Raw genomic sequence first — 26,756 nt, 5'->3', positions numbered from 1 at the left:
TGGCCGGGTTCGCGAGGACGCGCATCGCACTTGTTGCGTTGATGCTGTGCTGTCTTCTGAGCAGTTGTGAGTTGATAGGTCAAGTGATGAGGCAATCAATGGATGTCGACTACAACGACCAGCGCATGAACAAGGGGCTGGCAAGACTGGTCGACTCCAACACGACAGGCAAACTCAGCGACTTCACCTCGTGGGACTGGGACGAAGTTCATCTGTTCCACGAGTACACCGATCGAGAGTTCATCGAGGAAACAGTCGGGGCGCCCGTCATCAAAAGTGACTTCTTTCAGTCCAAGGCCAGCCTCCTGGTCTTCGAGGACAACGGGAAGCCGGTCAAAGCCATCGGCATTCCCGGTGACTATCTACGGGGCGATGATCACCGTGTCACTTTCCCCGTAGATGCGATGCTGGATCCACAAGGTGGTGGGTACCTGATCGTCACTGCACCTGCCGGGTAACCCTTCTCTCCAGGAGCCGAGTGCGCCGAGAACCGCTACCCCCCTGGGGATATCGATGACCACATGCCAACGAAGCGCTGGTTGGGTGGCGAGTGTAGTTCCACGGTGATTTGGCCTGCGGCACCACAGTTTCGAATGCCCGAATGTCGCCAAAACTGCTGCACTCGCGGACTTCTGTTCACACTTAGACTGAGCCCAGCAGTCCGCGAGCAGAAGGGGCGAGCAGATGTCGGCGACAGATGCCGGGGCCCGCGCCTTGGCGGCAGCCACCTGCTGTTTCGGGTTGGTGGCGTCGTCCTGCGCCACGAACTCACCGACTTCTGCAACGCGGTCCCCGAACCCGAAAACTGCTGAGGTGAATGTGCTTTCCGTCGACGAAGTCCGAAGCATCTCCGGGGTTGCCGGATTCCACGAAGTCCCGGAACTGGACGCCACCACACCTTCGACGGTCCCGGACACACCGGCGGCATGTCGCGCGGTGTTCGACCCGCCCACGGTGTACGGCACCGACTGGACGCAGTTCCGCACCGTCGGTTACAGCGCAGACCTGGACACACCGGTGCTCCCGATCATGGCCGACGTGCGCCAAGCGGTTGCCGCTTACCCCGACTCGGCGGCAGCGCAGGCAGCGTTCGACCGGCTCACCGCGGCGGTGCCCGGCTGCACGTCGACGGGAACCGCCTATTACCGCCGCTCAGCGGAGGCTCCCGACCCAAACACCTTGCTGCTCAACAGCGAAGACGCAGCCGGGGCCCACAACGGATACCGGCTCACGGGTACCAAATTGATCAACTCGAGCGCGCTCGGCCTACCCGACAGCGAGCGGGTCGGGCTGGAGGTACTCGACGCTCTCGAAGATGCGCAGCGGTAGCGGGTGCCGGCGGAATGACCATTGTCAGAGCGGTGCGAGCCGTACTCATCTCGTTGTTTCTGTGCCTCTCCATGACCAGCTGCGACGTCGTCACGCAGGCGATCAGGCCGTCGATGGATATCGACTACAACGATCAACAGCTCAACGATGGCCTGGCAGGTCTATTGCATGAGAAGAGGTCGGCCAGACTCAGCGAGTTCACCAGCTGGGAATGGGACGAGGTGCATCTCTTCCACGAATACACCAGTCGCGAGTCCATCGAAGAGGCCGTGGGCGCTCCGGTCATCAAGAGCAGCTCCTACGACTCGCAAGCCAGCCTGCTGGTTTTCGAGAACAACGGCAAGCCGGTCAAAGCCGCCGGGGTCCCTGGAGACTACCTACGGAGCGACGGGCACCGAGTGAGTTTCCCGGGTGACGTGATTGTCGAGCCTGGGGGCAACGGGTATCTGATGCTGACTGCACCTGCCGGCTCGATACCCGTTGCCGGGCACGTACGCATCACACCACAGTCAGCGGCAAGGACTTCCGTGGCTCGAACACGAACTCTGCCCCGCCGCTGAATTTCACCACCGCGACCTCACCGAATTCCTTTGCCGCGGTCTCGGTTTCGATCACCCGGGCGGTCCACTCCGCATCCGATCCGAGAACCTCGACGGAAAGGTGCGGGTCGACGGCGGCGACGATGGCCTGCAGGGGCCGGGTCTCGGTTGGTGAGACCAGCGCCACCCAGGAGCCGTCCTCGTGCGCCGGTGAGCGACGCACGGACACCGTGTCGGGACCGAACTCGGCGGCGACGTAGGCGGCCGGGTTGAGCAACGGATGCAGTTCCAGCACGCGCACCGCACCTTCGATGCCGCCGGGCAGGCCCAGCGCCCGGTGGATACGTTCGGCGCCGACCCCCGCCACACCGATCAGCTGCTTGGTGCAGATATCGGTGGCGAGCGCGGTATCGGTGCCGGCCCGCTTACCCACCGCGAGAATGAACGACAGGTTCAGCAGGTGCATCTGCAGGCACACCTCGTCGGCCATCCGGACCAGCGCCGAATGCGAGAACGCCGCGAAGTCGAAGTCCGACAGGAGCGGCCCCGAGTAGTCGGACGCTCCCTCACCGGAGGGGTCGATCGGGTCCAAAACCGTCTGAGCGGCCCGGGTCCGGCCGATCACATCGAGTGCCGGGATGTCGTCGACCTCCGGATATGACTCGTCGATGATGACCGTCCAGGCACAGTGCGGCTGCCGGTCCGCCGGCGTACGGGGCGGCCGATGAATCGGACGCACCTGGCACTTGCGGTTGGTGGCGAGTGCGGTGGCGTCGAAGGTCGGGTCCTCGATGTCGTGGCACATGCCGCGCACGTATTCCTCGCCCATCGGCTCGACGTCGAGCAGCGCGCCGCAGTGATCGAGGTGGAACTCACCGTGCCAGCGATCATGAACGGTGTAGCGGAAATCCATGAACTGTGGCGGAGCGCCGATGTCGAGTTGCAACCCCTTGAAGATGGTGATGATGTCGACGCCCTCGTACTTGAGCGCCTTCTGCATCCGCCGGGTGTAGATCGGGCTGGACCCGGCCCACTCCTCGATCGCGATCTGCAGCATCTCTTCGCGGCCGAAATTGCTAATGCACCAGGCCATCCCGGAGCGGTCGATCATCTGCCCCATGAGCAGCAGCTCGGGTACCAGCTTGACCAGCTCATCGTGGGTCAGCGAGCCATATCTACTTGTCATCGAGCTCGCTCCCGGTGTTCATCTTGACGGCGGCGTTCACGTTGGCGCGCCGGTCCTCGTCAAGCCCCTTCTCGGCGGCCTTGCGCCGCTTGGCCACCACCTTGGACACCGCGCCGTTGAGCCCCGACCCGAGCGGGAAGCCGAGGTACTGGGTGAGGAAGATGGCCACGTCCTTGAGCTCTTCCTCGGTGAACTCACCGTTGAGCAGCGCGGCATTGACCTGGATCTCAGCGAGGTCCTGCGAACCAACCGCCGTAACCGCCGACAATGTCATCAACCGCTTCTCGCGCATCGACAGTCCGGGCTTGCTCCAGATGGTGCCGAACAGGTGGTCGACGGTGAGATCGAAGTACGGATCCCCTTCGATGTTCGGCATCTCCCAGCCGTAGACCTCGTTCATCTTGGCCAGGCCCTTGGCCCGCAACTCGTCCATCGAAGTGCTCCTAATCGTTCTTGTGTGGTACGCCGAGGCCGTCTGCCAACCTCTGCAGGGCCACCTGCGCCAACGGAAGATCAACGCCCACAGCCTCACCCAAGCCGAGGGCCAGGCTGAGATCCTTCTCGCCCAACCCGCGGGTGTGGGTGAACGCGTCATAGAGCCAGTGGTCCGGGGCCAGCTCGGACATGTTCTCGCGCACGATGATCGCACCCGGCCCACTGGTCAGCGCATCGGTGTGACGCACCACGCGACCCAGCGCGCCCAGGTCCAGCCCGGCCGCCTCGGCCAGCTTCATCGCCTCACACGCCGCGGCGTAGGAGGTGAAGGTCAGCATGTTGCGGGCCAGCTTCATCCGGGTACCGGCACCGGGCTCGCCGGCATGGATCACCATCGAGCCGAACTGCTTGAGCGCCGGCTTGATCCGCTCGTAGACGGGCCGATCGGCGCCGACCATGATGGCCAGCTCGCCCTTCTCGGCGGCCGCGCCGCCGCCGCTGACCGGGGCGTCCACGATGTGGATGCCTTGAGGCTTGTACTGCTCGGCGAGCTCCGCGGCGGTGGTGTCGCTGATCGTCGAGTGGATGACGATCACCGTCTCCGGCTTGGCCTTTGAGGCCAGCTCGGCAACGACCGACCGCACCTGCTCGTCGTTGAGCACCGTGATGCTGATGATGTCGGCATCAGCGACGTCGGCCACACTGTCTGCCAGCGTCCCTCCGAGTTCCCCGAAAGGCGCCATCGCGTCGGCCCGCACGTCGTACACGATGAAGCCGCCGGGCCACTCGGCCAGCCGCTTGGCCATCGGGGCACCCATGTTGCCCAGGCCGATGTAGCCGTATCGCTGCTGAGTCATGACCGGATGATCTGTCCGCCGTCGACGTTGAAGATCTGGCCGGTGATCCACTTGGCCTGATCACTCAGCAGGAACAGGCACATGCCGACCAGATCCTCGGGCTGTCCCATGCGCGACAACGGGATTCCCTTGACGATGTCGTCCACCATCTCTTTGGGCGTGGTGGTGCGGTTGGCCTCGGTGTCGATCGGGCCGGGCGCGATGGCGTTGATGCGGATGTTCTGCCCGCCGAGCTCACGCGACAGCTGCTGGGTGAGGCCGTTGATGCCGACCTTGGCCAGACCGTAGTAGTTGGCGTACAGCCAGGCCGCGGTCGAGGACTGGTTGACGATCGAGCCGCCGCCACGCTTGGCCATCTTGCGGTACACCGCGCGGGTGCACACCAGGGCGCCGTCGAGGTTCACGCTCATGAACTTCTTGTAGTAGTCCCAGTCGACGGTGAGCAGGAAGTCGAGCTTCATGCCGCCGAAGATCGCGGCGTTGTTGACCAGGTAGTCGATGCCACCGAACTCCGAAAGCGTCTGCGCCGCCATGTCCTTGGCCGAGTCGATGTCGGAGACGTCCACGCGCACCGCCAGGGCGTTGCCGCCCTCACCCTTGATACCGTCGGCGACCTTCTGCGCGCCTTCGGTGTTGATGTCGGCGACCACGACCGCCGCACCCTCACGTGCCAGTGCCTCGGCGTAGGCCTGGCCGATTCCGCCACCGGCGCCGGTGACGATGGCCACCTTTTCCCTGAAATCCGAGTCGAACTTCGTCATAAATCCCTCTCCTCAGTCGTCTTAGTTGGCGAGCGTCGCGACGCACTTGATTTCGGTGTACTCCTCGAAGCCGGCCAGGCCCATCTCGCGGCCGACTCCGGATTGCTTGTAACCGCCGAACGGTGCATCTGCCGAGTACCAGATGCCGCCGTTGACGTTGACGGTGCCGACCCGCATGCGTGCGGCCACGGCCTGGGCGCGTTCGTCGTCACCGGAGAACACCGTGCCGGACAGCCCGTACGGCGAGTCGTTGGCGATGCGCACCGCGTCGTCGTCGCCGTCGTGGGCGATCACGGTCAGTACGGGACCGAAGATCTCCTCACGGGCCACCCGGGCATCGTTGTCCAGGCCGGCGATCACCGTGGGCTCGATGTAGAACCCGGTGTCCAGGCCAGCGGGACGTCCACCGCCGCAGGCGAATCGGCCGCCTTCCTGCAGAGCGAGATCCAGGTAGGACTGCACCCGGTCACGCTGGCGTGCCGAGATCAGCGGCCCGCAGACGGTGCGCTTGCTGTTGGGATCGCCCGGCTTGATCCCGCCCAGGGTCGCCGCGGCGATCTCCACTGCCTCGTCGTAACGGGCCCGCGGCACCACCAGGCGGGTGGTGATCGCGCAACCCTGACCGGCGTGCATGGCCACGGTGAAGGCCGACATCGAGCACGCCCCGGCCAGGTCGGCGTCATCGAGCACCAGGAACGCCGACTTGCCGCCGAGCTCCAGGAACACCTTCTTGATGGTCAGCGCGGCGTCGGTCATCACTGCGCGTCCGGTCGCGGTCGAGCCGGTGAACGAAACCATGTCCACCCGGGGATCTTTGGACAGCAGCGCACCCACCGAGTGATCGCTGGAGGTAACGATGTTGATCACGCCGGCCGGGAAATCGGTCTGCTCAGCGATGATCTGGCCGATGGCCGCAGCCGCCCACGGAGTATCCGGGGCCGGCTTGAGAATCAAGGTGTTACCCGCGGCCAGGGCCGGACCGACCTTGGCCAGGTTGATCTGGTGCGGGAAGTTCCACGGGGTAATAGCCCCAACAACACCGACTCCTTCCCGCGCGATCTTGCGGTTGGTCGGAATGCCCTGAGGCGTGGCGTAGCCGAGATCGGTTGTCCACTCGTAGTTCTCGGCGGCATCGGCCGAAAAGGCCAGATCGTCGATCGGGCCTTCCAGGTGCGCTCCGGCGGTGAGCATGCGCGGGGCACCCACCTCGGCGATGGTCAGTTCCCGCAGTTCCTCGACATTTTCGCGCAACGCGTCGCGCAGCTGACGCAGGCAGCGCACCCGCAGCGCGTGGTTCGTCGACCAATCGGTGTCGTCGAACGCGCGGCGGGCCGCTTCGATGGCATTGCCCATGTCTTCGGCGTTGGCGTCGGCGGCGACACCGAGCACCTCCTCGGTGGCGGGGTTGACGGTCTCGAATGCGCCGCCACCCCCGGCGACGAGCTTGCCGTCGATAAGCAGTTGACTCTGGCGATCGGCCAGTACCGGCATTGGTGAACTCCACTTCACGAATTCTGGACAACTGTCCGGCTGTCTCGTCTCGAACGATAGCCGCAGACATTGTCGAGCCGCAAGGGCGACTCCCGCCCCTGCCCACCCAGTATCAAAATAGCCAGTTCATCGTGGTCTTTCTCGATCCGCACTTGCCCAACCTCGACATCGTCGGATAACTTGGACATGTGTCCAGCGATGCCGTGTCCGCAGTCACAGAACCCACTCCGGAGCCAGAGAAGGAATCGCCGCGCAACCGCCGGCAGGAAGAAACCTTCCGCAAGGTCCTGGCCGCGGGTACCGAGATGTTGCGCGAATCGTCCTATGCCGATCTGACGGTGCGCGCGGTCGCCGCACGCGCCGGGGTCGCACCGGCCACGGCCTACACATACTTCTCGTCGAAGAATCACCTGATCGCCGAGATGTACCTGGACCTGGTCAGCCAGGTTCCGTTCTTCACCGACGTGAACGACTCGATGACCACCCGCGTCGATGCGGCGCTGCGTGCGTTGACCCTGGTCGTCGCCGACGAGCCCGAGGTCGCGGCCGCCTGCACCACCGCCCTGCTGGGTGGTGGCAGCGACCCCGCCGTGCGCACCGTCCGCGACCGCATCGGCGCCGCGATCCACAAGCGCATCCGTTCCGCGGTCGGACCGGACGCCGATTCCCGTGTTGTCTCCGCCCTGGAGATGACGTTTTTCGGAGCGCTTGTCAACGCGGGCTCCGGCGCGTTCACGTACCACCAAATTGCCGACAGACTCACCTACTCGGTGGGTCTCATCCTCGGAGAGAGCCGATGAGCTTGCACACCGCAGCGCCGATACTCGACCCCTACGACTACGACTTCCACGAGGACCCATATCCGTATTACAAGCGGCTGCGCGACGAAGCCCCGCTCTACCGCAACGACGAACGCAAGTTCTGGGCCCTGTCCCGGCACAAGGACGTGGTGGCCGGCTTCCGCAACAGCGTCGCACTGTCCAACAAGCACGGTGTCGCGCTGGACCCGATCTCACGCAATGACGAGGCCCACCGGGTGATGTCGTTCCTGGCCCTCGACGATCCGGCCCACCTGCGGCTGCGCACCCTGGTCTCGAAGGGCTTCACCCCGCGGCGCATCCGTGAGCTGGAGGGCCGGGTCACCGAGATCGCGGTGCAGCACCTGGACGAGGCGTTGCAGAACAGCAGTTTCGACTACGTCGACGACTTCGCGGGCAAGCTGCCGATGGACGTCATCTCCGAGTTGATGGGTGTGCCCGAGGAGGATCGGGTGCGCATCCGCGCGCTGGCCGACGGCGTCATGCATCGCGAGGACGGCGTCGCCGACGTTCCCGAGTCCGCCATCGCAGCCTCAGGCGAGCTGCTGGTCTACTACGCCGACATGGTCAAGCAGCGGCGCAAGGCTGTCTCCGACGATCTGACCTCCGCGCTGGTCGAGGCCGAGATCGACGGCGACAAGCTCACCGACGACGAGATCATGGCCTTCCTGTTCCTGATGGTGGTGGCAGGTAACGAGACCACCACGAAACTGCTTGCCAATGCGGCCTATTGGGGCTTCAAGAACCCCGATCAGCTGGCTCCGGTGTTCGACGACCACGATCTGATATCACCGTGGATCGAGGAGACGTTGCGCTACGACACCTCGAGCCAGATCCTGGCCCGCGCGGTTGTCGAGGACATGACGTTCTACGACACCACGGTCCCGGCCGGCGACGTGCTGGTGCTGCTGGCCGGTTCGGCCAACCGCGACGAGCGCGTCTTCGAGAACCCAGACAAGTACCAGATCGGCCGCGACATCGGTTCGAAGCTGGTGAGTTTCGGCAGCGGCGCCCACTTCTGCCTGGGCGCGCACCTGGCCCGGATGGAGGCCCGGGTGGCGCTGACCGAGTTGTTCAAGCGAATCCGCGGATACGAGGTCGACGAGGCCAACGCCGTCCGCGTCCACTCCAGCAGTGTCCGCGGATTCGCGCACCTGCCCATTGCGGTGTCCCACCGCTGAAACCCATCACAGTAAAGGCACGCTAAATGGCCCGTTTCGAACCCCATCCCGACCGCCGACCGGCCATCGTCGCCGGCGCGTCGTCCGGCATCGGCGCCGCCACGGCGACCGAACTGGCCGCGCACGGCTTCCCGGTCGCCCTCGGCGCACGCCGCGTCGAGAAATGCCAAGAGTTGGTCGAGCAGATCAAAGCCGGTGGCGGCGAGGCGATTGCGTTGCCGCTCGACGTCACCGACGCCGATTCGGTCAAGTCGTTCGTGCACGGTGCCACCGAGGCGCTCGGAGACATCGAGCTGCTGGTGGCCGGTGCCGGCGACACCAACTTCGGCAAGTTGCACGAGATGAGCACCGACGAATTCGCCGACCAGCTGCAGATCCATCTGATCGGTGCGAACCGGATGGCGACCGCGGTGCTGCCCGGCATGGTCGAGCGCCGCCGCGGCGACGTCATCTTCGTCGGCTCCGATGTGGCGCTGCGCCAGCGTCCGCACATGGGCGCCTACGGGGCCGCCAAGGCCGGTCTGGTCGCCATGGTGACCAACCTGCAGATGGAGCTGGAGGGCACCGGCGTGCGCGCCTCGATCGTGCATCCGGGCCCGACCCGCACGTCGATGGGCTGGAGCCTGTCCGCCGAGAAGATCGGCCCGGCCCTTGAGGATTGGGCCAAGTGGGGCCAGGCGCGCCACGACTACTTCCTGCGCGCGGCCGATCTGGCCCGTGCCATCACGTTCGTCGCCGAGACCCCCCGGGGCGGGTTCATCGCGAACCTGGAGATTCAGCCCGAAGCTCCGCTCGCCGATATCAAAGACCGCCAGAAGCTCGCGCTCGGCGAGGAAGGGATGCCGGGACATTCGGCGGGTGGGAGCGAAGCGACTGGGGAAGGCAGCAAGTGACTGATCTCAAGGAAGTTGAACGCGTTTCAGGCGGCGAAGAGGAGGAGCACGGCCACCTCGAGGAGTTCCGCACCGACCCGATCGGGCTGATGCAGCGCATCCGTGACGAGTGCGGGGACGTCGGCTGGTTCCAGCTCGCCGACAAGCAGGTGGTGCTGCTGTCCGGCGCCGAGGCCAACGAGTTCTTCTTCCGTTCCAGCGACAGCGAACTCAACCAGGCCGAGGCCTACCCGTTCATGACGCCGATTTTCGGTGAGGGAGTCGTGTTCGACGCCGACCCCGAGCGTCGAGCCGAGATGCTGCACAACACCGCGCTGCGTGGTGAGCAGATGAAAGGCCACGCGGCCACCATCGAGAACGAGGTCAAGAAGATCATCGCCGACTGGGGCGACGAGGGCGAGATCGAACTGCTCGACTTCTTCTCCGAGCTGACGATCTACACCTCGACGGCGTGCCTGATCGGGCTGAAGTTCCGCGAGCAGCTGGATCGCCGGTTTGCCGAGTACTACCACCAGTTGGAGCGGGGCACCGACCCGCTCTGCTACGTCGACCCCTACCTGGACATCGAGAGCTTCCGGATCCGCGACGAGTCGCGCGTGAAACTCGTTGCGCTGGTCCAGGAGATCATGGACGGCCGGATCGCCAATCCGCCGAAGGGCAAGGAGGATCGCGACCTGCTCGACGTGCTGGTCTCGATCAAGGACGAGGAAGGCAATCACCGGTTCTCGGCCAACGAGGTCACCGGGATGTTCATCTCGCTGATGTTCGCGGGCCACCACACCAGCTCGGGCACCTCGTCGTGGACGCTCATCGAACTGCTGCGCAACCCCGAGGTGTACACCCAGGTGCAGCAGGAACTCGACGAGCTCTACGCCGACGGTCAGGAGGTGAGTTTCCATGCGCTGCGCCAGATTCCGAAGCTCGACAACTCGCTCAAGGAGACGCTGCGCCTGCATCCGCCGCTGATCATCCTGATGCGCGTCGCACAGGACGAGTTCGAGGTGGCGGGCCATCCGATCCACAAGGGCCAGATGGTGGCGGCCTCCCCGGCGATCTCCAACCGGATCCCGGAGGACTTCCCCGAGCCGGATGCCTTCGATCCCGCCCGCTATGAGAAGCCGCGCCAGGAAGATCTGATCAACCGGTGGACCTGGATCCCCTTCGGCGCCGGCAAGCACCGCTGCGTGGGTGCGGCGTTTGCACAGATGCAGATCAAGGCGATCTTCTCGGTTCTGCTGCGCGAGTACGAGTTCGAGATGTCGCAGCCGTCGGAGAGCTACCAGAACGACCACTCCAAGATGGTCGTGCAGCTGGCCCAGCCGGCCAAGGTTCGTTACCGGAAGCGGGTTTAGGAGCGCACCCATGGGTTGCTACCGCGTTGAGGTCGACGAGGATCTGTGCCAGGGCCACGCCATGTGTGAGCTCGAAGCTCCGGACGTGTTCCGGGTTCCCAAACGCGGCGTCGTCGAGATCCTCGATCATGAACCACCCGACGAGCTCCGCGATGCCGTCGAGATGGCCGTCGAGATGTGTCCTACCCAAGCACTATCCATCACAGAGAAGGAATGACAATGACTTCATCCTCCAAACGCGAAGAATTGGAAGCGTGGTCCGACCGCTGGCTCAAGGCCAACCAGGATGCCGAGAAGGCCGGTGACTGGAAGCCGCTGGCCGACTTCTACACCGAGGATGCCACCTACGGCTGGAACATCGGGCCCAAGGAAGACGTGATGTGCGTCGGCCGCGACGAGATCCGCGACGTGGCACTGGGTCTGGAGATGGAAGGCCTGGAGAACTGGGTCTACGAGTACCAGCGGGTGCTGATCGACGAGAAGCAGAATGAGATCGTCGGCTTCTGGAAGCAGATCGCCAACAAGAGCGACGGCAGCAGCGACGAGATCTACGGCATCGGCGGCAGCTGGTTCCGGCTCAACGATCAGCTGCTCATCGAGTGGCAGCGGGACTTCTTCGACTTCGGCCATGTTGCGAAGGGTTACGCAAAGCTCATCGAGTCCGGCGACCTCACCCCCACGATGCAGAAGCGCATCGAGCGCTCGCTGTCCGGGGAGAAGTTGCCCGGCTACTACCCACTCGGCAAGGCTCCGGTCAAGATCTGGTAGTTCCTTGCCAAGCAGTTGCTTGGGGGTGGGTGTGACCCACGCAACTAATGGCTCTAGTCTGTGGTCAACGGCTCTAGTGGAAGGCACACGCGATGAAGACCAAAGGCGCTCTCATCTGGGAGTTCAACCAACCGTGGACGATCGAGGAGATCGAGATCGGTGACCCCGTCAAGGACGAGGTCAAGATTCAGATGGAAGCCTCGGGCATGTGCCATTCCGACCACCACCTGGTGACCGGTGACATCCCGATGGCAGGTTTCCCGGTGCTCGGCGGCCACGAAGGCGCCGGCATCGTGACCGAGGTCGGCCCGGGCGTCGATCACATCCAGCCCGGCGACCACGTCGTGCTGTCGTTCATTCCGTCGTGTGGTGAGTGTCCGGCTTGCCAGGAAGGTCTGCGCAACCTGTGCGACCTCGGCGCGGGCCTGCTGGCCGGCACCGCAGTGTCCGACGGCACGTACCGCATCCACTCGGTCAAGAACGGTCAGCCCGTCATCCCGATGACCCTGCTGGGCACGTTCAGCCCGTACATGGTGGTGCACAAGAGCTCGGTGGTGAAGATCGATCCGTCCATCCCGTTCGAGGTGGCCTGCCTGGTGGGCTGCGGCGTCACGACGGGCTACGGCTCGGCCGTGCGCAGCGGTGACGTCCGCCCGGGTGACGACGTCGTCATCGTCGGAGTCGGCGGTGTCGGCACCGGCGCGCTGCAGGGCGCGTTGGCGGCCGGCGCACGCAACGTCTTCGCGGTCGACCCGGTCGAGTTCAAGCGCGACAACGCGCTGAAGTTCGGTGCCACCCACGCCTACCCGGACATCTTCTCCGCGATGGCCGGGGTCGCCGAGGTCACCCAGGGCCGGATGGCGCACAAGACGATCGTCACCGTCGGTGAGCTCAAGGGCGAGGACATCGACCACTACATGAACATCACCGCCAAGGGCGGAACGGTCGTGGCCACCGCAGTCGCCAACATGGCCGAGAATGATGTCAAGCTCAACCTGTCGATGCTGACCCTGCTGCAGAAGCGCCTGCAGGGCACCATCTTCGGTGGAGGCAACCCGCACCACGACATCCCGCAGCTGCTGAGCATGTACAAGGCCGGCCGGTTGAACCTCGATGACATGGTCACGCGGCAGTACAAGCTCGAGCAGATCAACGACGGCTACGCCGACATGCTCGAGGGCCGCAACATCCGCGGCGTCATCCGCTACACCGACGCAGACCGCTAAATCCCCATCTCGCGCGAAACGGCATTCCAGCAGGAAAAGGTCGAGTGACCACCTGCTGGAATGCCATTTCGGCATCTACGGAGGAATTTCGTGACCGAAACACAAACCGAGACACCCGTCGTCGTCGCCTCGCGGTCGTCGTGGAAATGCGTGCAAGCCGGTGACCGAGAGGGCTGGCTGGCGCTAATGGCCGATGACGTCGTGGTCGAGGACCCGATCGGTGAGGCCGTCACCAACCCCGACGGCACCGGGGTACGCGGTAGGGAAGCCCTCGGCGCTTTCTATGACACCAACATCGGGCCCAACGAGCTGACCGTCACCTGCGAGGAGACGTTCCCGTCCAGCTCGCCGAGCGAGATCGCCTACATCCTGGTGCTGCGCACCAAGTTTCCCAACGGGTTCACCGCCACCGTGCGCGGCGTCTTCACCTACAAGGTGAACGACGAAGGGCTGATCACCAACCTGCGCGGCTACTGGAACATCGGCGCCATGGTGTTCGCGCAGGAGGACGAGAGCTGACCGGCGGAGTGCTCGCCGGCCGCGGCGCGATCGTGGTCGGTGGCACCCGCGGCATCGGCCTGGCGGTCGCCGAACTGCTGGCCGCCCAGGGTGCGGGCGTCGTGGTCAACGGCCGCGATGCCGAAGCGGCACGTGCTGCTGCACAAAAGATTTCCGGTGTCGCCCATGCCGGTTCACCCGCCGACCCGGAGGTGGCCGACGCGCTGGTCGACACCTGTGCGTCCGAGTTCGGTCGCGTCGACATCCTGGTCAACTGTGCCGGCACCGCCGAACCAGCGGGGTCCTCGATCTTGAACGTGACCAGTGCCGAGTTCCGGAACCTGCTCGACGCGCACCTGGGCACCGTGTTCGAAACCTGCCGCGCGGTGGCGCCGAAAATGGTGGCTCAAGGGGGCGGCGCCATCGTCAACACCAGTTCCTTTGCGTTCCTGGGCGATTACGGCGGCAGCGGCTATCCGGCGGGCAAGGGCGCGGTCAACGCGCTGACCCTGTCGATTGCCGCCGAACTCAAGGAACACGGCGTGCGGGCCAACGTGGTGTGCCCGGGCGCCCGCACCCGGCTGTCCACCGGCTCGGACTACGAGCAGCACATCGCCGATCTCAACCGACGGGGCCTGCTCGACGACGTCAGCATGCAGGGCGCGCTGGACGCCGCGCCACCGGAATACGTCGCACCGACCTACGCCTACCTGGTCAGCGATGCCGCACGGGACGTAACGGGCCGCACCTTCATCGCCGCAGGCGGGTTCATCGGCGAATTCGTCCGTCCCGCACCGGGTTTCATCGGGTACCGGGACCACCACAGTGCGCCGCCGTGGACCGTCGAGGAACTGCACGAGTCCATCTCCGGGACGTAGCCCGCGCCGGCACGGCGGGGTTCAGGACGCTGCGCGCTCGAGCTTGGCGGCCTCGCGGGCCAGCAGGCGGTCACGCTGCTCCTCGAACTTGACCACCTTGGTCTCCAGGTCCTCGAGGAAAGCCGCCAACTGATCGCGACGAGCCTCGCCTGCGGCACTGAAATCGTTGCGCTCGAAGATCCGCCACTTGCGCAGGTTCGGCATGACCACTTCTTCGAGGTGCTGGCGCAGATCGTAGATCCCGTGCTTGGCCATCAGCACACCGTTGCGGCGGAAGTCCGGCATCCCCTGTCCCGGCATCCGGAAGTTCTCGACGACTGCGCCGACGGCATCCAGGGCCTGGTCGGGCGAGAGTTCCAGGGCGGCCTCGCACATATTCCGATAGAAGATCATGTGCAGGTTCTCGTCCGCGGCGATGCGCTGCAGGAGCCGGTCGGCGATCGGATCGTTGCAGACCTTGCCGGTGTTGCGGTGGCTGACCCGGGTGGCCAACTCCTGGAAGGTCACGTAGGCCATCGACATCAGGAATTCGGAATCGTGCATGGCCCGCTCTTCGTCGGTCGACGTGAAGCCGTTGGTCACGTGCTCCATGCGGGCCTGCTCCAGCGCGACGAGATCGACGCCGCGGGTGACAACCAGATAGTCCCGAATCGCGATGCCGTGCCGGTTCTCCTCGGCGGTCCAGCGATTCACCCAGGCGCCCCATGGCCCGTCCTGGGAGAAACTCCCGGCGGCCTCGCGGTGGTACGACGGCAGGTTGTCCTCGGTGAGCAGGTTGGTGATCATCGCCGCCCGGGCCACATCGCTGAGCTGCGAATGCTCGAGGTCCCAGTCCTGGCCCCCGCTCGCGCCGAAGTTGCGGCCCGAGTCCCACGGGATGTAGTCGTGCGGATACCAGTCCTTGGTCGTGGCCAGGTGCCGGTTGAGGTTTTCCTCGGCTATCTGCTCGAGTTCAGCCTGCAAAACGGTATCTGTGAGCTCCTTTTGCATGAATCCCCTCAAAATCATGTGCGGCCACATCGGACCAGCTAAAATTCCCCACCCGCTCAGCAAAGATAGAGCACGATCGGCCGGAACGGCGATTCCGCGGGCAGCGCCAAACTCTTCGCCGGCGCAACTCGGGCGCTCACTATGCTTCTCACCATGGCGTCCGTCTTCACGAAGATCATCAACGGAGAACTGCCCGGGCGGTTCGTCTACCAGGACGATGACATCGTCGCGTTCCTGACCATCGCGCCGATGACGCAAGGGCACACGCTGGTGGTTCCCCGGGCTGAGATCGACAACTGGCAGGACGTCGAGCCCGCGGTGTTCGGCCGGGTGATGGAAGTCTCACAGCTGATCGGCAAGGCCGTGTGCCAGGCGTTCGGTGCGCAACGCGCCGGGGTGATCATCGCTGGTCTTGAGGTGCCGCACCTGCATGTGCACGTGTTCCCGGCCTACAACCTGGCCGACTTCGGCTTCGCCCACGTCGACAACAATCCGTCGGCCGAATCCCTCGATGCGGCGCAGACCAAGATCAAAGCCGCGCTGGCAGATCTGCAATCCTCGGCAAGCTGACGGTGAACCGGCAGCCCTGACCGGGCGCGGTGGTGACCTTGACCGTGCCGCCGTGGGCCAGCACCAGGGAATGCACGATCGACAGGCCAAGCCCGGTGCCGCCGCTCGCGCGGGTGCGTGAAGTATCAGCGCGGTAGAAGCGTTCGAACACGCGTCGCGCATCGTCGGTACTCATGCCGGGACCTTCGTCACACACCTCGATGACGGCGTCGTCGCCGTCGGTGCCGACGCGCACCGTGATCCCGGCGGTTTCCGGGGTGTGCTGCACTGCGTTGGCGACGAGGTTGCTCAGCACCTGCCGCAACCGGGCCTCGTCACCCAGCACCTCCGGGGTTCCCGGGCCGTCGAACACCTCCATGCGCACCCGGCGGTTCGGGGCGATCGACTGCGTGTCGTGCACGGCATCGGTGGCCAGGGTCAACAGGTCTACCCGATGCCGGTCGAGTGGCCGCTGCGCATCCAGCCGAGCCAGTAGCAGCAGGTCCTCGACCAGCAGGCCCATCCGCCGGGATTCGCTCTCGATCCGGCCCATGATCATCTCGACATCGCGCGCGGCGCCCTGGCGGTACAACTCGGCGAATCCTCGGATCGTCGTCAGCGGGGTCCGCAACTCGTGGCTGGCATCGGTGATGAAGCGGCGCATCCGTTCCTCGGAGGTCCGCGCCTGCTCGGCCGAGGCGTCCGAAGACGCCACCGCCCGCTGGATCTGCGCGAGCATGCCGTTGAGCGCCAAGGACAACCGTCCCACCTCGGTCCGCGCATCACGTTCGGGGACACGGCGATCCAACTGTCCGGCCGCGATGGCTGCGGCAGTGCGTTCCACCTCGACGAGCGGACGCAGGCTGCGGTGCACGACGGCGTAGCCGACGACACCGAGAACCACCAGCACGACCGTGCCGATACCCACCTGCGACCAGATCAACGCACGTACCGACGACTGGACGTCAGACAGGTCGATCGCGACGGTGGTGAGCTCGCCGTTCGGACCCTGCACAGTCATGGCCCGCCACTGCACGTCGGAAGACCCGACGGACTCGACGGTCACCGGCGCCGGACCGACGTTGTTGTCATCCGGCAGCTCGGGTTCCGCCTCGCGGTCGTTGACCGCGATCCAGGTCCTACCGTCCTGGTCGACACCGCGGACATAGAAGTTCGACGGCGGGCGGGCCGGATTCGGCCCTTCCAGTGGGGTCGACGGCAGTTGACGCGGCTCCTGGGCCCAGCTTCCCGCCGCATCGAGCAGCGTCTGATCGATGCGGCTGACCTCGGTGTGCCGCATGATCGAGGTCACCGCGACGCCGGACGCAAGCAGGCCGCAGGCCACGAGAACCAGCGCGACTGCCACCAACCCGACGCGCAGCGGCACACCGTGCCGCTCTACCCGGTCAAACACCCCAAAAGTATGCCGCCGACGGACTCACCGTCAGCGTGGCTCGCGCAAAACGTAACCGACGCCGCGCAGGGTGTGCAGCAGACGCTTGTCACCCGTATCGATCTTGCGGCGGAGGTAGGACACGTAGGACTCGACGACGTTGACGTCACCACCGAAGTCGTAGCGCCACACGTGGTCGAGGATCTTGGGCTTCGACAACACCGTGCCCGCATTGATGATGAAGTAACGCAGCAGGGTGAACTCGGTGGGCGACAGCGAAACCGGCTCGCCGGCCTTCCAGACCTCGTGCGTGTCCTCGTCGAGTTCGATGTCGGCGAAGGACAGCTTGGCGCTGCGGGGTTCCTCGACGCCCCGGCCGGACCGGCGCAGGATCACCCGCAGCCTGGCCACCACCTCTTCGAGGCTGAACGGCTTGGTGACGTAGTCGTCGCCGCCCAGCGTCAGGCCGGCGATCTTGTCCTGCAGGCTGTCGCGCGCAGTCAGGAACAGCGCAGGCGCGTCGATACCGTCGGCACGCAGCCGGCGCAGCAGCCCGAAGCCGTCCATGCCGGGCATCATCACGTCCAGGATCACGGCGTCGGGCCGAACTTCCCTGGCCTTGTCCAGCGCGGCGGCGCCGTTGGACGCGGTGTAGACCTCGAAACCCTGGAACTTCAGGCTGACGGACAGCAGCTCCACGATGTTGGCCTCGTCGTCGACGACGAGGACCCGGGCCTCCGGGACGCTCTCAGGTAATGCAGGCATGGCCATTCCCTGATGTTGGTAGTACCTGTTGAACTCAACCTGCATGCACGCTGTGCACTTCCTGTGAGTTTAACTGTGATCGGGGTAACTACACTGACGCCCATGAACCTTGGCAAGACGCTGGTCCAGGTTGCTACTGCGCCCGTGCGAATCGGGCTGGCAGTGGCCGATGCCGGTCTCGGCATCGCCAACGAGACCCTCAACGCGGTGCAGCGCGGCATCGGCGACGCGAACCCGCTCAACGGCAGGTCATCGATGGCCTCGCTGTTCGGCATCGATGATGCGGTGGAGCGGGCGAACCGCCTGGCGCGACTGCTGGACGACGACGCGCCGCTCGGTCGGGCGCTGGCGCCCGAAGGCCCGATCAACCGTTTGCTGCGACCGGGCGGGATCATCGACCAGCTGACTGCCGAGGGCGGCCTGATGGACCGGTTGACCGCAGACAACGGCGCCGTGGCCCGGGCGGTGGCCCCCGGCGGTCTGGTGGATCAGGTCACCACGGAGGGTGGCCTGCTGGACCGGTTGACCACCGCCGATGGCGCCGTGTCCCGGGTGATTGCCCCAGGCGGGCTGGCCGATCAACTGCTGGCCAATGACGGCCTGTTCGAGCGGGTGTTGCGTGAAGACGGCGTGGCAGATCGCCTGCTGGCCGAGGGCGGCCTGCTGGATACCCTGACCGATCCCGACGGCCCACTGCTCAAGCTCGCCGACGTGGCCGACACCCTCAACCGATTGGCGCCCGGGCTCGAAGCACTCGCACCCACGATCGACGCGCTGCACGAAGCGGTCATCACCTTGAGCCAGGTGGTCAACCCACTGAGCAACATCGCCGACCGCATCCCACTGCCCCGTCGCTCCTCCCGGCGGACCGCCCCGAAGCCGGTCAGCTCGCAGCGAGTTATCGACGCCGAGAACTGACCCGTTAAGCTAGGGCGCGTTCCACCCGCCTCCTTAGCTCAGTGGTAGAGCGTTCGCCTTGTAAGCGGAATGTCATCGGTTCAATCCCGATAGGGGGCTCCACGCGCACCGATTGTTGTCGGTGTAGGTCAGTAACTTCCTCACATGAGGCTCTGTCGCAGCTGTGGTGCACCACTGGAGAAGCGCAGTCAGAAGGTCTACTGCAGTAACGCGTGTCAGGGATCAGCCCGTCGAAAAGCCAGCACGGAACGCTGGCTCGAATCTGGCGAGGCGTCCATCACCTCTCTCCACAGGCATTACATCCGGCTCTACCTGACCCAAGCTCAGTCGAGCTGTTGTGCTATCTGCGGTGCCGCCAGCGTGTGGCAGAACCTCCCGCTGACGTTGGTCATGGACCACATCGACGGGAACCCGACGAACAATCGGCGCGAGAATCTGAGGCTCGTCTGCCCGAACTGCGACTCCCAACTGCCCAAGAGCCGGAACCGCGGCAATGGCCGCCATTTCCGCCGACAGCGCTACGCCGACGGGCAGTCGTATTAAGGATTCAGACCAACCGGCCGATCATGACGAACGCCGCCAACGCGAACAGGACGGTGTTGACCAGCACGCTCCGCGGTTCGTGTAACCGGCTGTGCGCCCAAGCCGCACCAATCATCACCATGCACAATCCGGCGGCCGCCAACGGTGTCAGCACCTCACCGATTCCGGTGATCCCCGGGGCGATCAGTCCGATCACCGCGAGCAGTTCCATGGCCGCAGTGAAGCGGACGACCGGCATGGGAAACATCGCCACCCCGGTCTGGCCGGTATCCAGCAGCCGCTGCCGTGCCATCGTGAGTTTGGCGGTGCCGGAGACGGCGAATAGTGCGGCCAAGGTCAATTGAGCAGCCCATAGTGCGATGTTCATGGTCATATCCCTTCGTTTTGCGTGTGTAGACCTCAAGACGAACGACCGGCTTCGGTTGTGACACCTCGCCCGATGTCACAAATGTCCGCGCCCGATCGTCTGAGGGAGTGACAGGCAAACCACCTTCCAGGGAGGTGCCATGGAAGACCCCGATGAGGCCGTTGACCTACGCCCACTGCTGTTCTCGATCGCCTACCGGATGCTGGGCAGTGTCACCGATGCCGAAGACGTCGTGCAGGCGGCGTATCTGCGGTATTTCGACTATCTGGCGCGAGGCCACGAGGCGGAGTCCCCGCGTTCGTTGTTGACGACGATCACCACTCGGCTGGCCATCGACCACCTGCGTTCGGCCCGGGTGCAACGCGAAAGCTATTTCGGCCCTTGGCTTCCGGAACCGCTCCTGACATCCGAGGAGCCAGACGGTGCGGAGCTGGCCGTGATGTCGGATTCGTTGTCGATGGCGTTTCTGGTGTTGTTGGAGAAACTTTCACCGGTGGAGCGGGCAGTGTTCCTGCTGCGCGAGGTTTTCGCGTACGAATACGACGACATCGCACGGATTGTCGACAAGGAGCCTGCCAACTGCCGTCAGTTGCTCAACCGGGCGCGGCGGCATCTCGACGCCGGGCGGCGCCGATTCGAGGCTGACACGACCCACCAGGCCGAGTTGGCCGACCGGTTCTTCGAGGCGGCCGAGCACGGCGATCTCGTGAACCTCGAACAGCTACTGGCAGCCGATGTGGCCTTCTATGGCGACGGCGGCGGAACGGGAAGGGGCCTGGCACGACCGGTATTCGGACGCGACCGGGTGCATCGGGTACTCGCAGGCATCATCGACGCCTATCGCCGCATCGGTGCCCGGTTCCGGCGCTCACAGGTCAACGGCCAACCCGGGCTGATGACTTTCGACCCAGACGGCGGGCTGATCAACGTTCTCACCGTCGACGTCGAAGGTGGATGCGTATGCACCGTGCGTTCGGTGATCAACCCCGACAAGCTGCATCACCTCGGGTATCCGCTGTCCCCACTGGCCCGCCGGAGCCTCAGATGAGCACTGTGTACGAGACGATCCGTTACGACCGCCGAGCACACGTCGGCACCCTCACGCTGAATCGTCCCGCCAAGCTCAACGCACTGAATCCCCAAATGCGAACCGAACTCGGCCATCTCGGCGCGCAATTGGCCGATGACGACACGCTCCGCTGCCTGGTGGTGGCCGGTACGGGCCGGTCGTTCTCGGCGGGGCTCGATCTGGCGGAGGCGATGACGGGCACGCTGGCCCGGTTCGTCGACCGAAACCCCGAAGACGACGCGACCATCGAATTGGGCCTCGACGTGGCGGGTGTCTTCGAGTTCATCCCGAAACTGCCGTGCCCCAGCGTCGCCGCCGTCCACGGTCACGCCTACGGTGCGGGCCTCCAACTCGCCCTGGCCTGCGACTTCCGGGTTTTCGCCGAGGATGCACGCGTCGGCCTCACCGAGACCCGTTACGGCCTGCTGCCGGACATGGGTGCCACCTTCCGGCTGCCGCGTCTCATCGGTGAAGGCCGAGCACGGGAATTGATCCTCCTCGGCCAGATCATCGACGCCGCCGAGGCATTGCGCATCGGACTGGCCAACCGCGTCGTGCCTGATGACCAACTCGGTTCTGCAGTAGCCGAATTCGCCGGGCAATTGGCCGCCCAACCGCCGGCGGCCGTCCGCGGCGCGCGGGCCGCCATCGATGCCGGTTGGCGGCTGGGCCCCGCCGCTGGCTTGCGAATGGCTGTCGCTGCGCAGGCTCGATGCCTCGCCTCGGACGAGTTCAAGAATGCGTTGCCGGTCAGACCCGGGTCGTGAGCTTCCGAAACGCCTGGTACTCGCTGTCTTTGTAGGGCCGTCCGTCGGGCTGCAGCAGATCGCTGAACCACACGTTCGGCACCTTCGTGTAGGGCTTGTCCCACGAATCCCACGGAAAGTACGTCTGAGTTTTGCCGGCCACCAGGCCCCAGCTGTAGGCACCGACGTTGTGCCGCTTGGCAACCGGAAGCACACCTTCGACGGTGCTGCCCTGGTCTCGGGCCAGGTACTCGGTGCACAGGATCGGTCGGCCCAGCGGAGCGAGTTCGGCGATGCGAGCCTCGAATTCGGCAGGGCCGGCGTACGAATGGAAGGAGATGACGTCGGAGTTGTCGAGTTGGAAGCTGTCCATGTCGCTGCGGCTTCCGCGGTCCCAGCTGCCCTGCCACACGCCACTGGTCAACGGCTGCACGGCATCGACCGAACGCGCCCAGGCGAAAACCTGGGGCAGCAGTCCCCCGACCGCGTCGATCTTGTCCTTACGTTCCACCTTGCGGTATTGCTTGGCCGGGTTGTCCGGCTCGTTCCACAGGTCCCAGCCCAGGACTCGGTTGTCGTTGCGGAACTGGCTCATCACCCCGACCACATAGTCGCGCAGCACGGGGCGGTAGCGAGGGTCGTCGATGCGTTGCGCCCCGGGGCTCTGCACCCAGCCCGAGTTGTGCACACCGGGCGTCGGTGCCCGCTGCGCACCGACCTGGGGGTGCGGATCCCAACAGGAGTCGAAGAACACGAACAACGGCTTGATGCCTTGGCGCGCCGCGATCCCGACGAATTGTGCCAGCCTGCTTTGGAATCCGGCGCGGTCCTGCGCCCACAGCAGATCGTGCAGGAACACCCGCACGGTGTTGAACCCGAGTAGGCGGCACGCTCCCAATTCACTGTCGACGCGCCGCGCGTCGTAGGTGCCGGGGGCAAACATCTCGATCTGGTTGATCGCGTTCGAGGTGATGAAGTTGGTGCCGACCAACCAGCCCTGCGCCTGATACCACGCGTTGGCTCTCTCAACCGGCCATTGGCCTGGTGCGGCGGTCGCCCGCGGGATCACAGACAGAGGGGCCAATGCCTGAGGAAGAGCGGCCGCTGCTGCCATTACCAGCGGGATCTTGAGGGCCGTTCGACGGTGCACCTAGTGAACATAGTGGTGCTCAGCAAATACTCCGGCCTCACGTATCACATTGCAACCATTGAGGTTTCATATTGTTATCAACGGTCAGAGCCGGCCCACCGTGAAATCCGCGGCCTGCCCGGGCATCCCGTTGAGCAGGTAGGCACTGTGCGCGAAGTTGGGGACCCCGGCCGCTGTTCCATCGCAGATGGTGTCACCCGGCTCGCACAACTCGATGGTCTTGTCCTTGTACCGCTGGCCGATCACCATCGCCGGCGCGCCGATATCGCGCATGAACTCGTCGGACGGCGTGCCCAGCAGCACCACCGAGGCCACATGGTCGGACACGGCGGGAGGCATGGGTTGGGGGATCAACTGCTTGTATTCGGGCGGGATACCGTCGGGAATGGTGGCCGCAGTGGTGTAGCCGGCTACCACGGCGCCCTGGGAATATCCGCCCAGAACGACCTTGGTGTTGGGGCAGTCCCTGGCCGTGGCCTGGATGTGGTCGGTCGCATCCCGGATTCCGTCGACGACCGTCCTGGCGAATTCGATCCGGTCACCGAAGTTCCCGCTGGCTTGGTAGTTCACCGGATACACCTCGACCGAGCGTTGCCCGGCACGCGCACGCAGCGCATCGACGAACGTCTGCCCCGGGCCGCCGACGCCCGGCGGCTCGTAGGTGCCGCGGGCGAACACCACCTCGACATCGGGGCACGGCTGCGCCGACGCTGCGGGCATGGGTGCGATCGGGACGGCGCAGGCGGCGATCAGCGCCGCGCCTTGAATCAATTTGAATACGTTCATTTCGACTCCACGCCTGCCGGATCGTGACGAACGTTACGGTTCCCCATGCTGGCACATTCCAAACCCGGAGAACAGGGTCCTGGACCTATCCCAGCGGTACGTCCAGGTAGGGCCGTGGGTCGGCTGCGCCCGGACCGTCGAAATGCCACCACTCCCCCGAGTACACGGTCAGCCCGCCGGCTTTCATGGCCGCGCGCAGCCTCGCCCGGTTGGCCTGGGCCGCGGGACTCACCCCGTCGGTGGCGTAAGCCAGGCTGCGCGGCGTGAAGTCGTCGAAGCCGGTGCCCATGTCGACCAGCGATCCCCCGCTGGCGATGGTCACGTCGACCGAGCGGCCGGCCTCGTGACTGCGGGCGTAGGCGCTCGGCCGGGCCACCCAGTTGGGATTCGACACCACCTCGAACATCCTGACCTGCACCTCATGTGGCCGATAGCAGTCCCAGAAGACCAGTTTGTCGGGGCGCAGGGCGGCCGCCGCGGCCGCCAGCCCGGGGGCCATCGACTCGTGCACCAGGCAGGGAGCGCCGGCCGGGTAGAGCTGCTGACCGACGAAGTTGTCGGTGGTCGCATATCGAAGGTCGATCACCGCGTCGGGCACCACCGAGCGCACGTCGACCAGCCCGGCCTCGGCAGCCGGCCTGGCTGACGCCACCGGCGCCCCGGCCAGCGGAACCACGCAGCCGGCGGCCGCCAGCGCCGTGGCCAGCAGTCGACGGATTCCTGCGGAAATGACACTCTCTTCTTCAGGCATGTTGCTTTCCGATGTACGATAATCACACTCTTGATGCGGACGTCGGAACCCCGACGGCCGCTGGGTTATGCGCATAAGTTCTGCGCACAAGCTAACCGACGGAATTGGAGCGATCCTATGGCGTCAGCCGTACCGGAGACCGTCGCAACCCGCTATGCCGGCAGACGAGTCGAACGGGTCGAGGACACCCGCCTGCTCACCGGACGCGGTACGTACGTCGACGACATCACGCGGCCCGGCATGCTGCACGCCTGCTTCGTCCGCAGTCCATTCGCGCACGCGAAGTTCAGCGCCATCGACGCTGCCGCGGCCCTGGCGCTGCCCGGCGTGCATGCAGTGCTGACCGCCGCCGATCTCAACCCCGAGGTCAAAGAGGCCTGGCATGCCGTCGCCGGCAAGGACATCCCGGACACTCCACGGCCACCGCTGGCCGAGGGCGAGGTGAAGTTCGTCGGCGATCCGGTGGCCCTGGTCATCGCCGAGAGCCGCTACATCGCCGAGGACGCCGTGGATCTGGTCGACGTCGACTACGAACCGCTGCCCGCGATCGCCGACTTCCGCCAGGCACTGACCTCCGAGGTGACCGTCCACGAAGCCTTCCCGGACAACAATGCCGGGGGTATGGCCGGCATGCCGCCCGACGAGGAGGTCTTCGGCTCCGCCGCGCACGTGGCCAAGGCGCACATCTACCAGCAGATGCACGTGCCCGTGCCCATCGAGACCCGCGGCATGGTCACCGAATGGTCGGCCACCTCCGGGGAGCTGACCATCTGGGCCTCCAGCCAGACCCCGCACGAGCTGCGGGCGTTCGCGGCCCGTCTGCTCGGCATCCCGGCTCAGCACGTGCGGGTCATCATGCGCGACACCGGCGGCGGGTTCGGCCAGAAGGTCGTCCCGATGCGCGAGGACATGTGCATCATGCTGGCCGCCCGCAAGGTTGCTGCCACCGCGACGTCGAACGCGCGATCAGGCACAGCGCTGAAGTGGATCGAGGACCGTCGCGAGAACCTGATGTCGGCCGGTCAGTCCCGCCACGTCGACGGCGACGTGCGGATGGCGTTCGACGACGACGGCAGCATCCTGGCCGCCGACATCGACTTCGTCCAGGACGTCGGCTCCTACCCCACCCCTTACCCAGTGCTCACCACCGCGGCCATCGGCATGTTCTTCCCCGGTCCGTACCGGGTGCCCAAGGCCAGCTTCAGCTACAAGACGGTGTTCTCCAACACCGCGGGCCTGCACGCCTACCGCGGGCCATGGCAGTACGAAACCCTCACCCGCGAAATACTTCTCGACATCGCCGCGCGCAAGATGGGGTTGGATCCGGTAGACCTGCGCCGCAAGAACCTGCTCCGTCGCGACGAGATGCCCTATTTCAACCCCAATGGCATGCCCTATGACCACGTCGCCCCGATCGAGACCTTCGAGCAGGCGGTGAAGATCCTCGACCACGAGGGCTTCCGCAAGGAGCAGGCCGAGGCGCTGGCCCAGGGCCGCTACCTCGGGCTGGGCTTCTCGGCCTACATCGAGCCGACCGGCGCGGCCACCGGGCACCTGGCCAGCGAGGGCTGCACCATCCGGATGGAGCCGACCGGCAAGATCAACGTCTACGTCAACGGCGGGTCCACCGGTAACAGCTTGGAAACCACCGTCGTTCAGCTCACCGCCGACGCACTGGGCGCCGATATCGATGATGTCGCTTCCATCCAGGGTGACACCGCGGTGACGCCCTACGGCGCGGGGACCCAGGGCAGCCGCAGCGCCCCGATGACCGCCGGCGCGGTCAACGAGGCCGGCACCATCCTGCGCAACCAGCTGGTCGCGATGGCTGCCGCACGGCTGGAGGTCGAGGAGTCGGAGATAGAGCTCGGCGGATCGAAGGCTGTCGCGCGCAACGATCCCGAAAAGAGCGTGAGCTTCGCCGATCTAGCCTACCGCGCGCACTACGAGCCGCAGATGCTGCCGCCGGGCATGTCGGCGAATCTGGAGGCCACCGCGCGCTACACCGCGCCGCCGACCGCCCCGATCCACTGGGCGAACGCGACCCACGCCTGCACCTGCGAGGTAGATGTCGTCACCGGGCACGTCACCCTCACCCGCTACATCGTCAGCGAGGACGTCGGCCCGATGATCAACCCCAACGTGGTCGAGGGGCAGATCGCCGGCGGCACCGTCCAAGGTATCGGCGGGGCGCTGTTGGAGAAGTTGTCCTATGACGACGCCGGAAACCCGTTGTCCTCAACGTTTGTCGACTACCTGCTGCCCACTGCCACCGAGGTCCCGGTGATCGAGTACGGCCACGTCGAGATCCCTGGTCCCGGCGTCGGCGGCTACAAGGGCGCGGGCGAGGGTGGCGCCATCGGTTCGACGCCCGCGGTGATCAACGCCGTCAACGACGCCCTGGCCCCACTCGGGGTCACCCTGACCACATTGCCCGCCACCCCGGCAGCCATCGTCGAAGCCATCGAACAGGCGCAGGAACCCCGCTCGCAGGAAAAACAAGGAAGGGACCACTGA

The 26,756-nt window shown here is 65.4% G+C and carries 30 protein-coding genes and 1 tRNA gene; 19 read left to right on the top strand and 12 right to left on the bottom strand.

The annotated features are described in order from the left end of the window. The first annotated feature begins 86 nt into the window (after window positions 1-86). The 3 genes from AB0I14_RS18860 (at window position 87) to AB0I14_RS18850 (ending at window position 1,889) form a co-directional block, all read left to right on the top strand. On the top strand, window positions 87-458 hold the full coding sequence (locus AB0I14_RS18860) for a hypothetical protein (protein WP_358024676.1): 372 nt from the start codon (window positions 87-89) through the stop codon (window positions 456-458). A 355-nt stretch (window positions 459-813) separates the two neighbouring features. After that, window positions 814-1,329, top strand: coding sequence for a sensor domain-containing protein (locus tag AB0I14_RS18855; protein WP_358024673.1), 516 nt, complete (start codon window positions 814-816; stop codon window positions 1,327-1,329). 14 nt (window positions 1,330-1,343) lie between these two features. Continuing rightward, window positions 1,344-1,889, top strand: a complete 546-nt coding sequence (locus AB0I14_RS18850) for a hypothetical protein (protein WP_358024670.1) — start codon at window positions 1,344-1,346, stop codon at window positions 1,887-1,889. On the opposite strand, the gene AB0I14_RS18845 is transcribed toward AB0I14_RS18850, so the two are convergent. From AB0I14_RS18845 to AB0I14_RS18825, 5 genes are read right to left on the bottom strand one after another with little or no spacing between them, the layout of a single operon-like run. Continuing rightward, window positions 1,828-3,054, bottom strand: coding sequence for a hypothetical protein (locus tag AB0I14_RS18845; protein WP_358024668.1), 1,227 nt, complete (start codon window positions 3,052-3,054; stop codon window positions 1,828-1,830). The two genes, AB0I14_RS18850 and AB0I14_RS18845, sit on opposite strands and share 62 nt — an antisense overlap. Then, window positions 3,044-3,487: a carboxymuconolactone decarboxylase family protein gene (locus AB0I14_RS18840; protein WP_358024665.1), complete on the bottom strand. Its 444-nt coding sequence runs from the start codon at window positions 3,485-3,487 to the stop codon at window positions 3,044-3,046. Before AB0I14_RS18840 ends, AB0I14_RS18845 begins: the two co-directional genes overlap by 11 nt. A gap of 10 nt (window positions 3,488-3,497) precedes the next feature. Then, window positions 3,498-4,346, bottom strand: a complete 849-nt coding sequence (locus AB0I14_RS18835) for an NAD(P)-dependent oxidoreductase (RefSeq protein ID WP_358024661.1) — start codon at window positions 4,344-4,346, stop codon at window positions 3,498-3,500. Further along, window positions 4,343-5,107, bottom strand: a complete 765-nt coding sequence (locus AB0I14_RS18830; protein WP_358024658.1) for an SDR family oxidoreductase — start codon at window positions 5,105-5,107, stop codon at window positions 4,343-4,345. Before AB0I14_RS18830 ends, AB0I14_RS18835 begins: the two co-directional genes overlap by 4 nt. Window positions 5,108-5,128: 21 nt before the next feature. Then, a complete protein-coding gene (locus AB0I14_RS18825; protein WP_358024655.1) occupies window positions 5,129-6,598 on the bottom strand; it encodes an aldehyde dehydrogenase in 1,470 nt (489 codons plus the stop codon). Window positions 6,599-6,786: 188 nt separating this feature from the next. Between AB0I14_RS18825 and AB0I14_RS18820 the strand changes: the two genes are divergently transcribed. The 9 genes from AB0I14_RS18820 to AB0I14_RS18780 all read left to right on the top strand — a co-directional run bounded on the left by AB0I14_RS18820 (window position 6,787) and on the right by AB0I14_RS18780 (window position 14,212). Next, on the top strand, window positions 6,787-7,398 hold the full coding sequence (locus tag AB0I14_RS18820; RefSeq protein ID WP_358024652.1) for a TetR family transcriptional regulator: 612 nt from the start codon (window positions 6,787-6,789) through the stop codon (window positions 7,396-7,398). Next, window positions 7,395-8,597, top strand: a complete 1,203-nt coding sequence (locus tag AB0I14_RS18815; protein ID WP_358024649.1) for a cytochrome P450 — start codon at window positions 7,395-7,397, stop codon at window positions 8,595-8,597. The genes AB0I14_RS18820 and AB0I14_RS18815 overlap by 4 nt, the downstream gene beginning before the upstream one ends. A gap of 26 nt (window positions 8,598-8,623) precedes the next feature. Next, window positions 8,624-9,490 (top strand): SDR family oxidoreductase, encoded by an 867-nt coding sequence (locus tag AB0I14_RS18810; RefSeq protein WP_358024646.1) that lies wholly within the window; start codon window positions 8,624-8,626, stop codon window positions 9,488-9,490. Then, window positions 9,487-10,842, top strand: coding sequence for a cytochrome P450 (locus tag AB0I14_RS18805; protein ID WP_358024643.1), 1,356 nt, complete (start codon window positions 9,487-9,489; stop codon window positions 10,840-10,842). Before AB0I14_RS18810 ends, AB0I14_RS18805 begins: the two co-directional genes overlap by 4 nt. A 10-nt stretch (window positions 10,843-10,852) precedes the next feature. After that, entirely contained in the window at window positions 10,853-11,059 is a 207-nt protein-coding gene (locus tag AB0I14_RS18800) for a ferredoxin (RefSeq protein ID WP_311606315.1), read from the top strand. Window positions 11,060-11,061: 2 nt separating this feature from the next. Continuing rightward, entirely contained in the window at window positions 11,062-11,610 is a 549-nt protein-coding gene (locus AB0I14_RS18795) for a nuclear transport factor 2 family protein (protein WP_358024640.1), read from the top strand. A gap of 92 nt (window positions 11,611-11,702) precedes the next feature. Further along, window positions 11,703-12,836 carry an NDMA-dependent alcohol dehydrogenase gene (locus AB0I14_RS18790; protein ID WP_358024637.1) on the top strand — a complete coding sequence of 378 codons (1,134 nt, stop codon included), beginning with the start codon at window positions 11,703-11,705 and terminating at the stop codon, window positions 12,834-12,836. A gap of 90 nt (window positions 12,837-12,926) precedes the next feature. Then, the gene (locus AB0I14_RS18785; RefSeq protein ID WP_358024634.1) at window positions 12,927-13,355 is read left to right on the top strand and encodes a nuclear transport factor 2 family protein; all 429 of its coding nucleotides are present in this window, start codon (window positions 12,927-12,929) and stop codon (window positions 13,353-13,355) included. Window positions 13,356-13,384: 29 nt separating this feature from the next. After that, window positions 13,385-14,212, top strand: a complete 828-nt coding sequence (locus AB0I14_RS18780; protein WP_358025464.1) for an SDR family oxidoreductase — start codon at window positions 13,385-13,387, stop codon at window positions 14,210-14,212. Between the two features lie 21 nt (window positions 14,213-14,233). Here AB0I14_RS18780 and AB0I14_RS18775 read toward each other — a convergent pair whose 3' ends face one another. Next, entirely contained in the window at window positions 14,234-15,202 is a 969-nt protein-coding gene (locus tag AB0I14_RS18775; RefSeq protein ID WP_358024631.1) for an acyl-ACP desaturase, read from the bottom strand. Window positions 15,203-15,355: 153 nt separating this feature from the next. On the opposite strand from AB0I14_RS18775, the gene AB0I14_RS18770 reads away from it, so the two are divergent. Beyond that, a complete protein-coding gene (locus AB0I14_RS18770; RefSeq protein WP_358024628.1) occupies window positions 15,356-15,772 on the top strand; it encodes an HIT family protein in 417 nt (138 codons plus the stop codon). Here AB0I14_RS18770 and AB0I14_RS18765 read toward each other — a convergent pair. Both AB0I14_RS18765 and AB0I14_RS18760 read right to left on the bottom strand, forming a co-directional pair. Beyond that, window positions 15,732-17,165: a HAMP domain-containing sensor histidine kinase gene (locus AB0I14_RS18765; RefSeq protein ID WP_358024625.1), complete on the bottom strand. Its 1,434-nt coding sequence runs from the start codon at window positions 17,163-17,165 to the stop codon at window positions 15,732-15,734. The two genes, AB0I14_RS18770 and AB0I14_RS18765, sit on opposite strands and share 41 nt — an antisense overlap. Window positions 17,166-17,195: 30 nt before the next feature. Beyond that, window positions 17,196-17,915 (bottom strand): response regulator transcription factor, encoded by a 720-nt coding sequence (locus tag AB0I14_RS18760; protein WP_064884923.1) that lies wholly within the window; start codon window positions 17,913-17,915, stop codon window positions 17,196-17,198. A 96-nt stretch (window positions 17,916-18,011) separates the two neighbouring features. Between AB0I14_RS18760 and AB0I14_RS18755 the strand changes: the two genes are divergently transcribed. From AB0I14_RS18755 to AB0I14_RS18745, 3 genes are all read left to right on the top strand, one after another. Further along, on the top strand, window positions 18,012-18,827 hold the full coding sequence (locus AB0I14_RS18755) for a hypothetical protein (RefSeq protein WP_358024622.1): 816 nt from the start codon (window positions 18,012-18,014) through the stop codon (window positions 18,825-18,827). 27 nt (window positions 18,828-18,854) lie between these two features. Further along, window positions 18,855-18,929 (top strand) — tRNA-Thr (locus AB0I14_RS18750). A 42-nt stretch (window positions 18,930-18,971) separates the two neighbouring features. Continuing rightward, a complete protein-coding gene (locus tag AB0I14_RS18745; protein WP_358024619.1) occupies window positions 18,972-19,370 on the top strand; it encodes an HNH endonuclease in 399 nt (132 codons plus the stop codon). 4 nt (window positions 19,371-19,374) lie between these two features. Here the strand turns inward: AB0I14_RS18745 and AB0I14_RS18740 are convergent, their stop codons facing one another. Then, window positions 19,375-19,737, bottom strand: coding sequence for a DoxX family protein (locus AB0I14_RS18740; RefSeq protein ID WP_358024616.1), 363 nt, complete (start codon window positions 19,735-19,737; stop codon window positions 19,375-19,377). Between the two features lie 139 nt (window positions 19,738-19,876). On the opposite strand from AB0I14_RS18740, the gene AB0I14_RS18735 reads away from it, so the two are divergent. Both AB0I14_RS18735 and AB0I14_RS18730 read left to right on the top strand, forming a co-directional pair. Next, complete coding sequence (locus AB0I14_RS18735; RefSeq protein ID WP_358024614.1) at window positions 19,877-20,785, top strand: RNA polymerase sigma-70 factor; 909 nt, start codon at window positions 19,877-19,879, stop codon at window positions 20,783-20,785. Then, a complete protein-coding gene (locus tag AB0I14_RS18730) occupies window positions 20,782-21,573 on the top strand; it encodes an enoyl-CoA hydratase/isomerase family protein (protein ID WP_358024611.1) in 792 nt (263 codons plus the stop codon). The genes AB0I14_RS18735 and AB0I14_RS18730 overlap by 4 nt, the downstream gene beginning before the upstream one ends. Here AB0I14_RS18730 and AB0I14_RS18725 read toward each other — a convergent pair. The 3 genes from AB0I14_RS18725 to AB0I14_RS18715 all read right to left on the bottom strand — a co-directional run bounded on the left by AB0I14_RS18725 (window position 21,557) and on the right by AB0I14_RS18715 (window position 24,239). Then, a complete protein-coding gene (locus tag AB0I14_RS18725; protein ID WP_358024608.1) occupies window positions 21,557-22,702 on the bottom strand; it encodes a 1,4-beta-xylanase in 1,146 nt (381 codons plus the stop codon). The genes AB0I14_RS18730 and AB0I14_RS18725 overlap by 17 nt on opposite strands. Window positions 22,703-22,786: 84 nt before the next feature. Then, window positions 22,787-23,488: a cutinase family protein gene (locus tag AB0I14_RS18720; RefSeq protein WP_358024605.1), complete on the bottom strand. Its 702-nt coding sequence runs from the start codon at window positions 23,486-23,488 to the stop codon at window positions 22,787-22,789. Window positions 23,489-23,573: 85 nt separating this feature from the next. After that, entirely contained in the window at window positions 23,574-24,239 is a 666-nt protein-coding gene (locus AB0I14_RS18715; RefSeq protein WP_358024602.1) for a M15 family metallopeptidase, read from the bottom strand. Between the two features lie 117 nt (window positions 24,240-24,356). On the opposite strand from AB0I14_RS18715, the gene AB0I14_RS18710 reads away from it, so the two are divergent. Beyond that, on the top strand, window positions 24,357-26,756 hold the full coding sequence (locus tag AB0I14_RS18710) for a xanthine dehydrogenase family protein molybdopterin-binding subunit (protein ID WP_358024598.1): 2,400 nt from the start codon (window positions 24,357-24,359) through the stop codon (window positions 26,754-26,756).

This window comes from Mycobacterium sp. NPDC050441 (assembly GCF_040655355.1).
Taxonomy (GTDB): Bacteria; Actinomycetota; Actinomycetes; order Mycobacteriales; family Mycobacteriaceae; genus Mycobacterium.
Note: the sequence above shows the minus strand (reverse complement) of the source record. Positions and strands in the feature narration are given on the sequence as shown.

Bases quoted from the DNA above. Each gene is read 5' to 3' on its own strand.
- AB0I14_RS18710 (WP_358024598.1), top strand. From the start codon at position 24,357: ATGGCGTCAGCCGTACCGGAGACCGTCGCAACCCGCTATGCCGGCAGA.
- AB0I14_RS18845 (WP_358024668.1), bottom strand. From the start codon at position 3,054: ATGACAAGTAGATATGGCTCGCTGACCCACGATGAGCTGGTCAAGCTG.
- AB0I14_RS18800 (WP_311606315.1), top strand. From the start codon at position 10,853: ATGGGTTGCTACCGCGTTGAGGTCGACGAGGATCTGTGCCAGGGCCAC.
- AB0I14_RS18755 (WP_358024622.1), top strand. From the start codon at position 18,012: ATGAACCTTGGCAAGACGCTGGTCCAGGTTGCTACTGCGCCCGTGCGA.
- AB0I14_RS18740 (WP_358024616.1), bottom strand. From the start codon at position 19,737: ATGAACATCGCACTATGGGCTGCTCAATTGACCTTGGCCGCACTATTC.
- AB0I14_RS18840 (WP_358024665.1), bottom strand. From the start codon at position 3,487: ATGGACGAGTTGCGGGCCAAGGGCCTGGCCAAGATGAACGAGGTCTAC.
- AB0I14_RS18860 (WP_358024676.1), top strand. From the start codon at position 87: ATGAGGCAATCAATGGATGTCGACTACAACGACCAGCGCATGAACAAG.
- AB0I14_RS18825 (WP_358024655.1), bottom strand. From the start codon at position 6,598: ATGCCGGTACTGGCCGATCGCCAGAGTCAACTGCTTATCGACGGCAAG.
- AB0I14_RS18850 (WP_358024670.1), top strand. From the start codon at position 1,344: ATGACCATTGTCAGAGCGGTGCGAGCCGTACTCATCTCGTTGTTTCTG.
- AB0I14_RS18735 (WP_358024614.1), top strand. From the start codon at position 19,877: ATGGAAGACCCCGATGAGGCCGTTGACCTACGCCCACTGCTGTTCTCG.
- AB0I14_RS18775 (WP_358024631.1), bottom strand. From the start codon at position 15,202: ATGCAAAAGGAGCTCACAGATACCGTTTTGCAGGCTGAACTCGAGCAG.
- AB0I14_RS18715 (WP_358024602.1), bottom strand. From the start codon at position 24,239: ATGCCTGAAGAAGAGAGTGTCATTTCCGCAGGAATCCGTCGACTGCTG.
- AB0I14_RS18810 (WP_358024646.1), top strand. From the start codon at position 8,624: ATGGCCCGTTTCGAACCCCATCCCGACCGCCGACCGGCCATCGTCGCC.
- AB0I14_RS18795 (WP_358024640.1), top strand. From the start codon at position 11,062: ATGACTTCATCCTCCAAACGCGAAGAATTGGAAGCGTGGTCCGACCGC.
- AB0I14_RS18835 (WP_358024661.1), bottom strand. From the start codon at position 4,346: ATGACTCAGCAGCGATACGGCTACATCGGCCTGGGCAACATGGGTGCC.
- AB0I14_RS18830 (WP_358024658.1), bottom strand. From the start codon at position 5,107: ATGACGAAGTTCGACTCGGATTTCAGGGAAAAGGTGGCCATCGTCACC.
- AB0I14_RS18760 (WP_064884923.1), bottom strand. From the start codon at position 17,915: ATGGCCATGCCTGCATTACCTGAGAGCGTCCCGGAGGCCCGGGTCCTC.
- AB0I14_RS18730 (WP_358024611.1), top strand. From the start codon at position 20,782: ATGAGCACTGTGTACGAGACGATCCGTTACGACCGCCGAGCACACGTC.
- AB0I14_RS18770 (WP_358024628.1), top strand. From the start codon at position 15,356: ATGGCGTCCGTCTTCACGAAGATCATCAACGGAGAACTGCCCGGGCGG.
- AB0I14_RS18720 (WP_358024605.1), bottom strand. From the start codon at position 23,488: ATGAACGTATTCAAATTGATTCAAGGCGCGGCGCTGATCGCCGCCTGC.
- AB0I14_RS18815 (WP_358024649.1), top strand. From the start codon at position 7,395: ATGAGCTTGCACACCGCAGCGCCGATACTCGACCCCTACGACTACGAC.
- AB0I14_RS18790 (WP_358024637.1), top strand. From the start codon at position 11,703: ATGAAGACCAAAGGCGCTCTCATCTGGGAGTTCAACCAACCGTGGACG.
- AB0I14_RS18745 (WP_358024619.1), top strand. From the start codon at position 18,972: ATGAGGCTCTGTCGCAGCTGTGGTGCACCACTGGAGAAGCGCAGTCAG.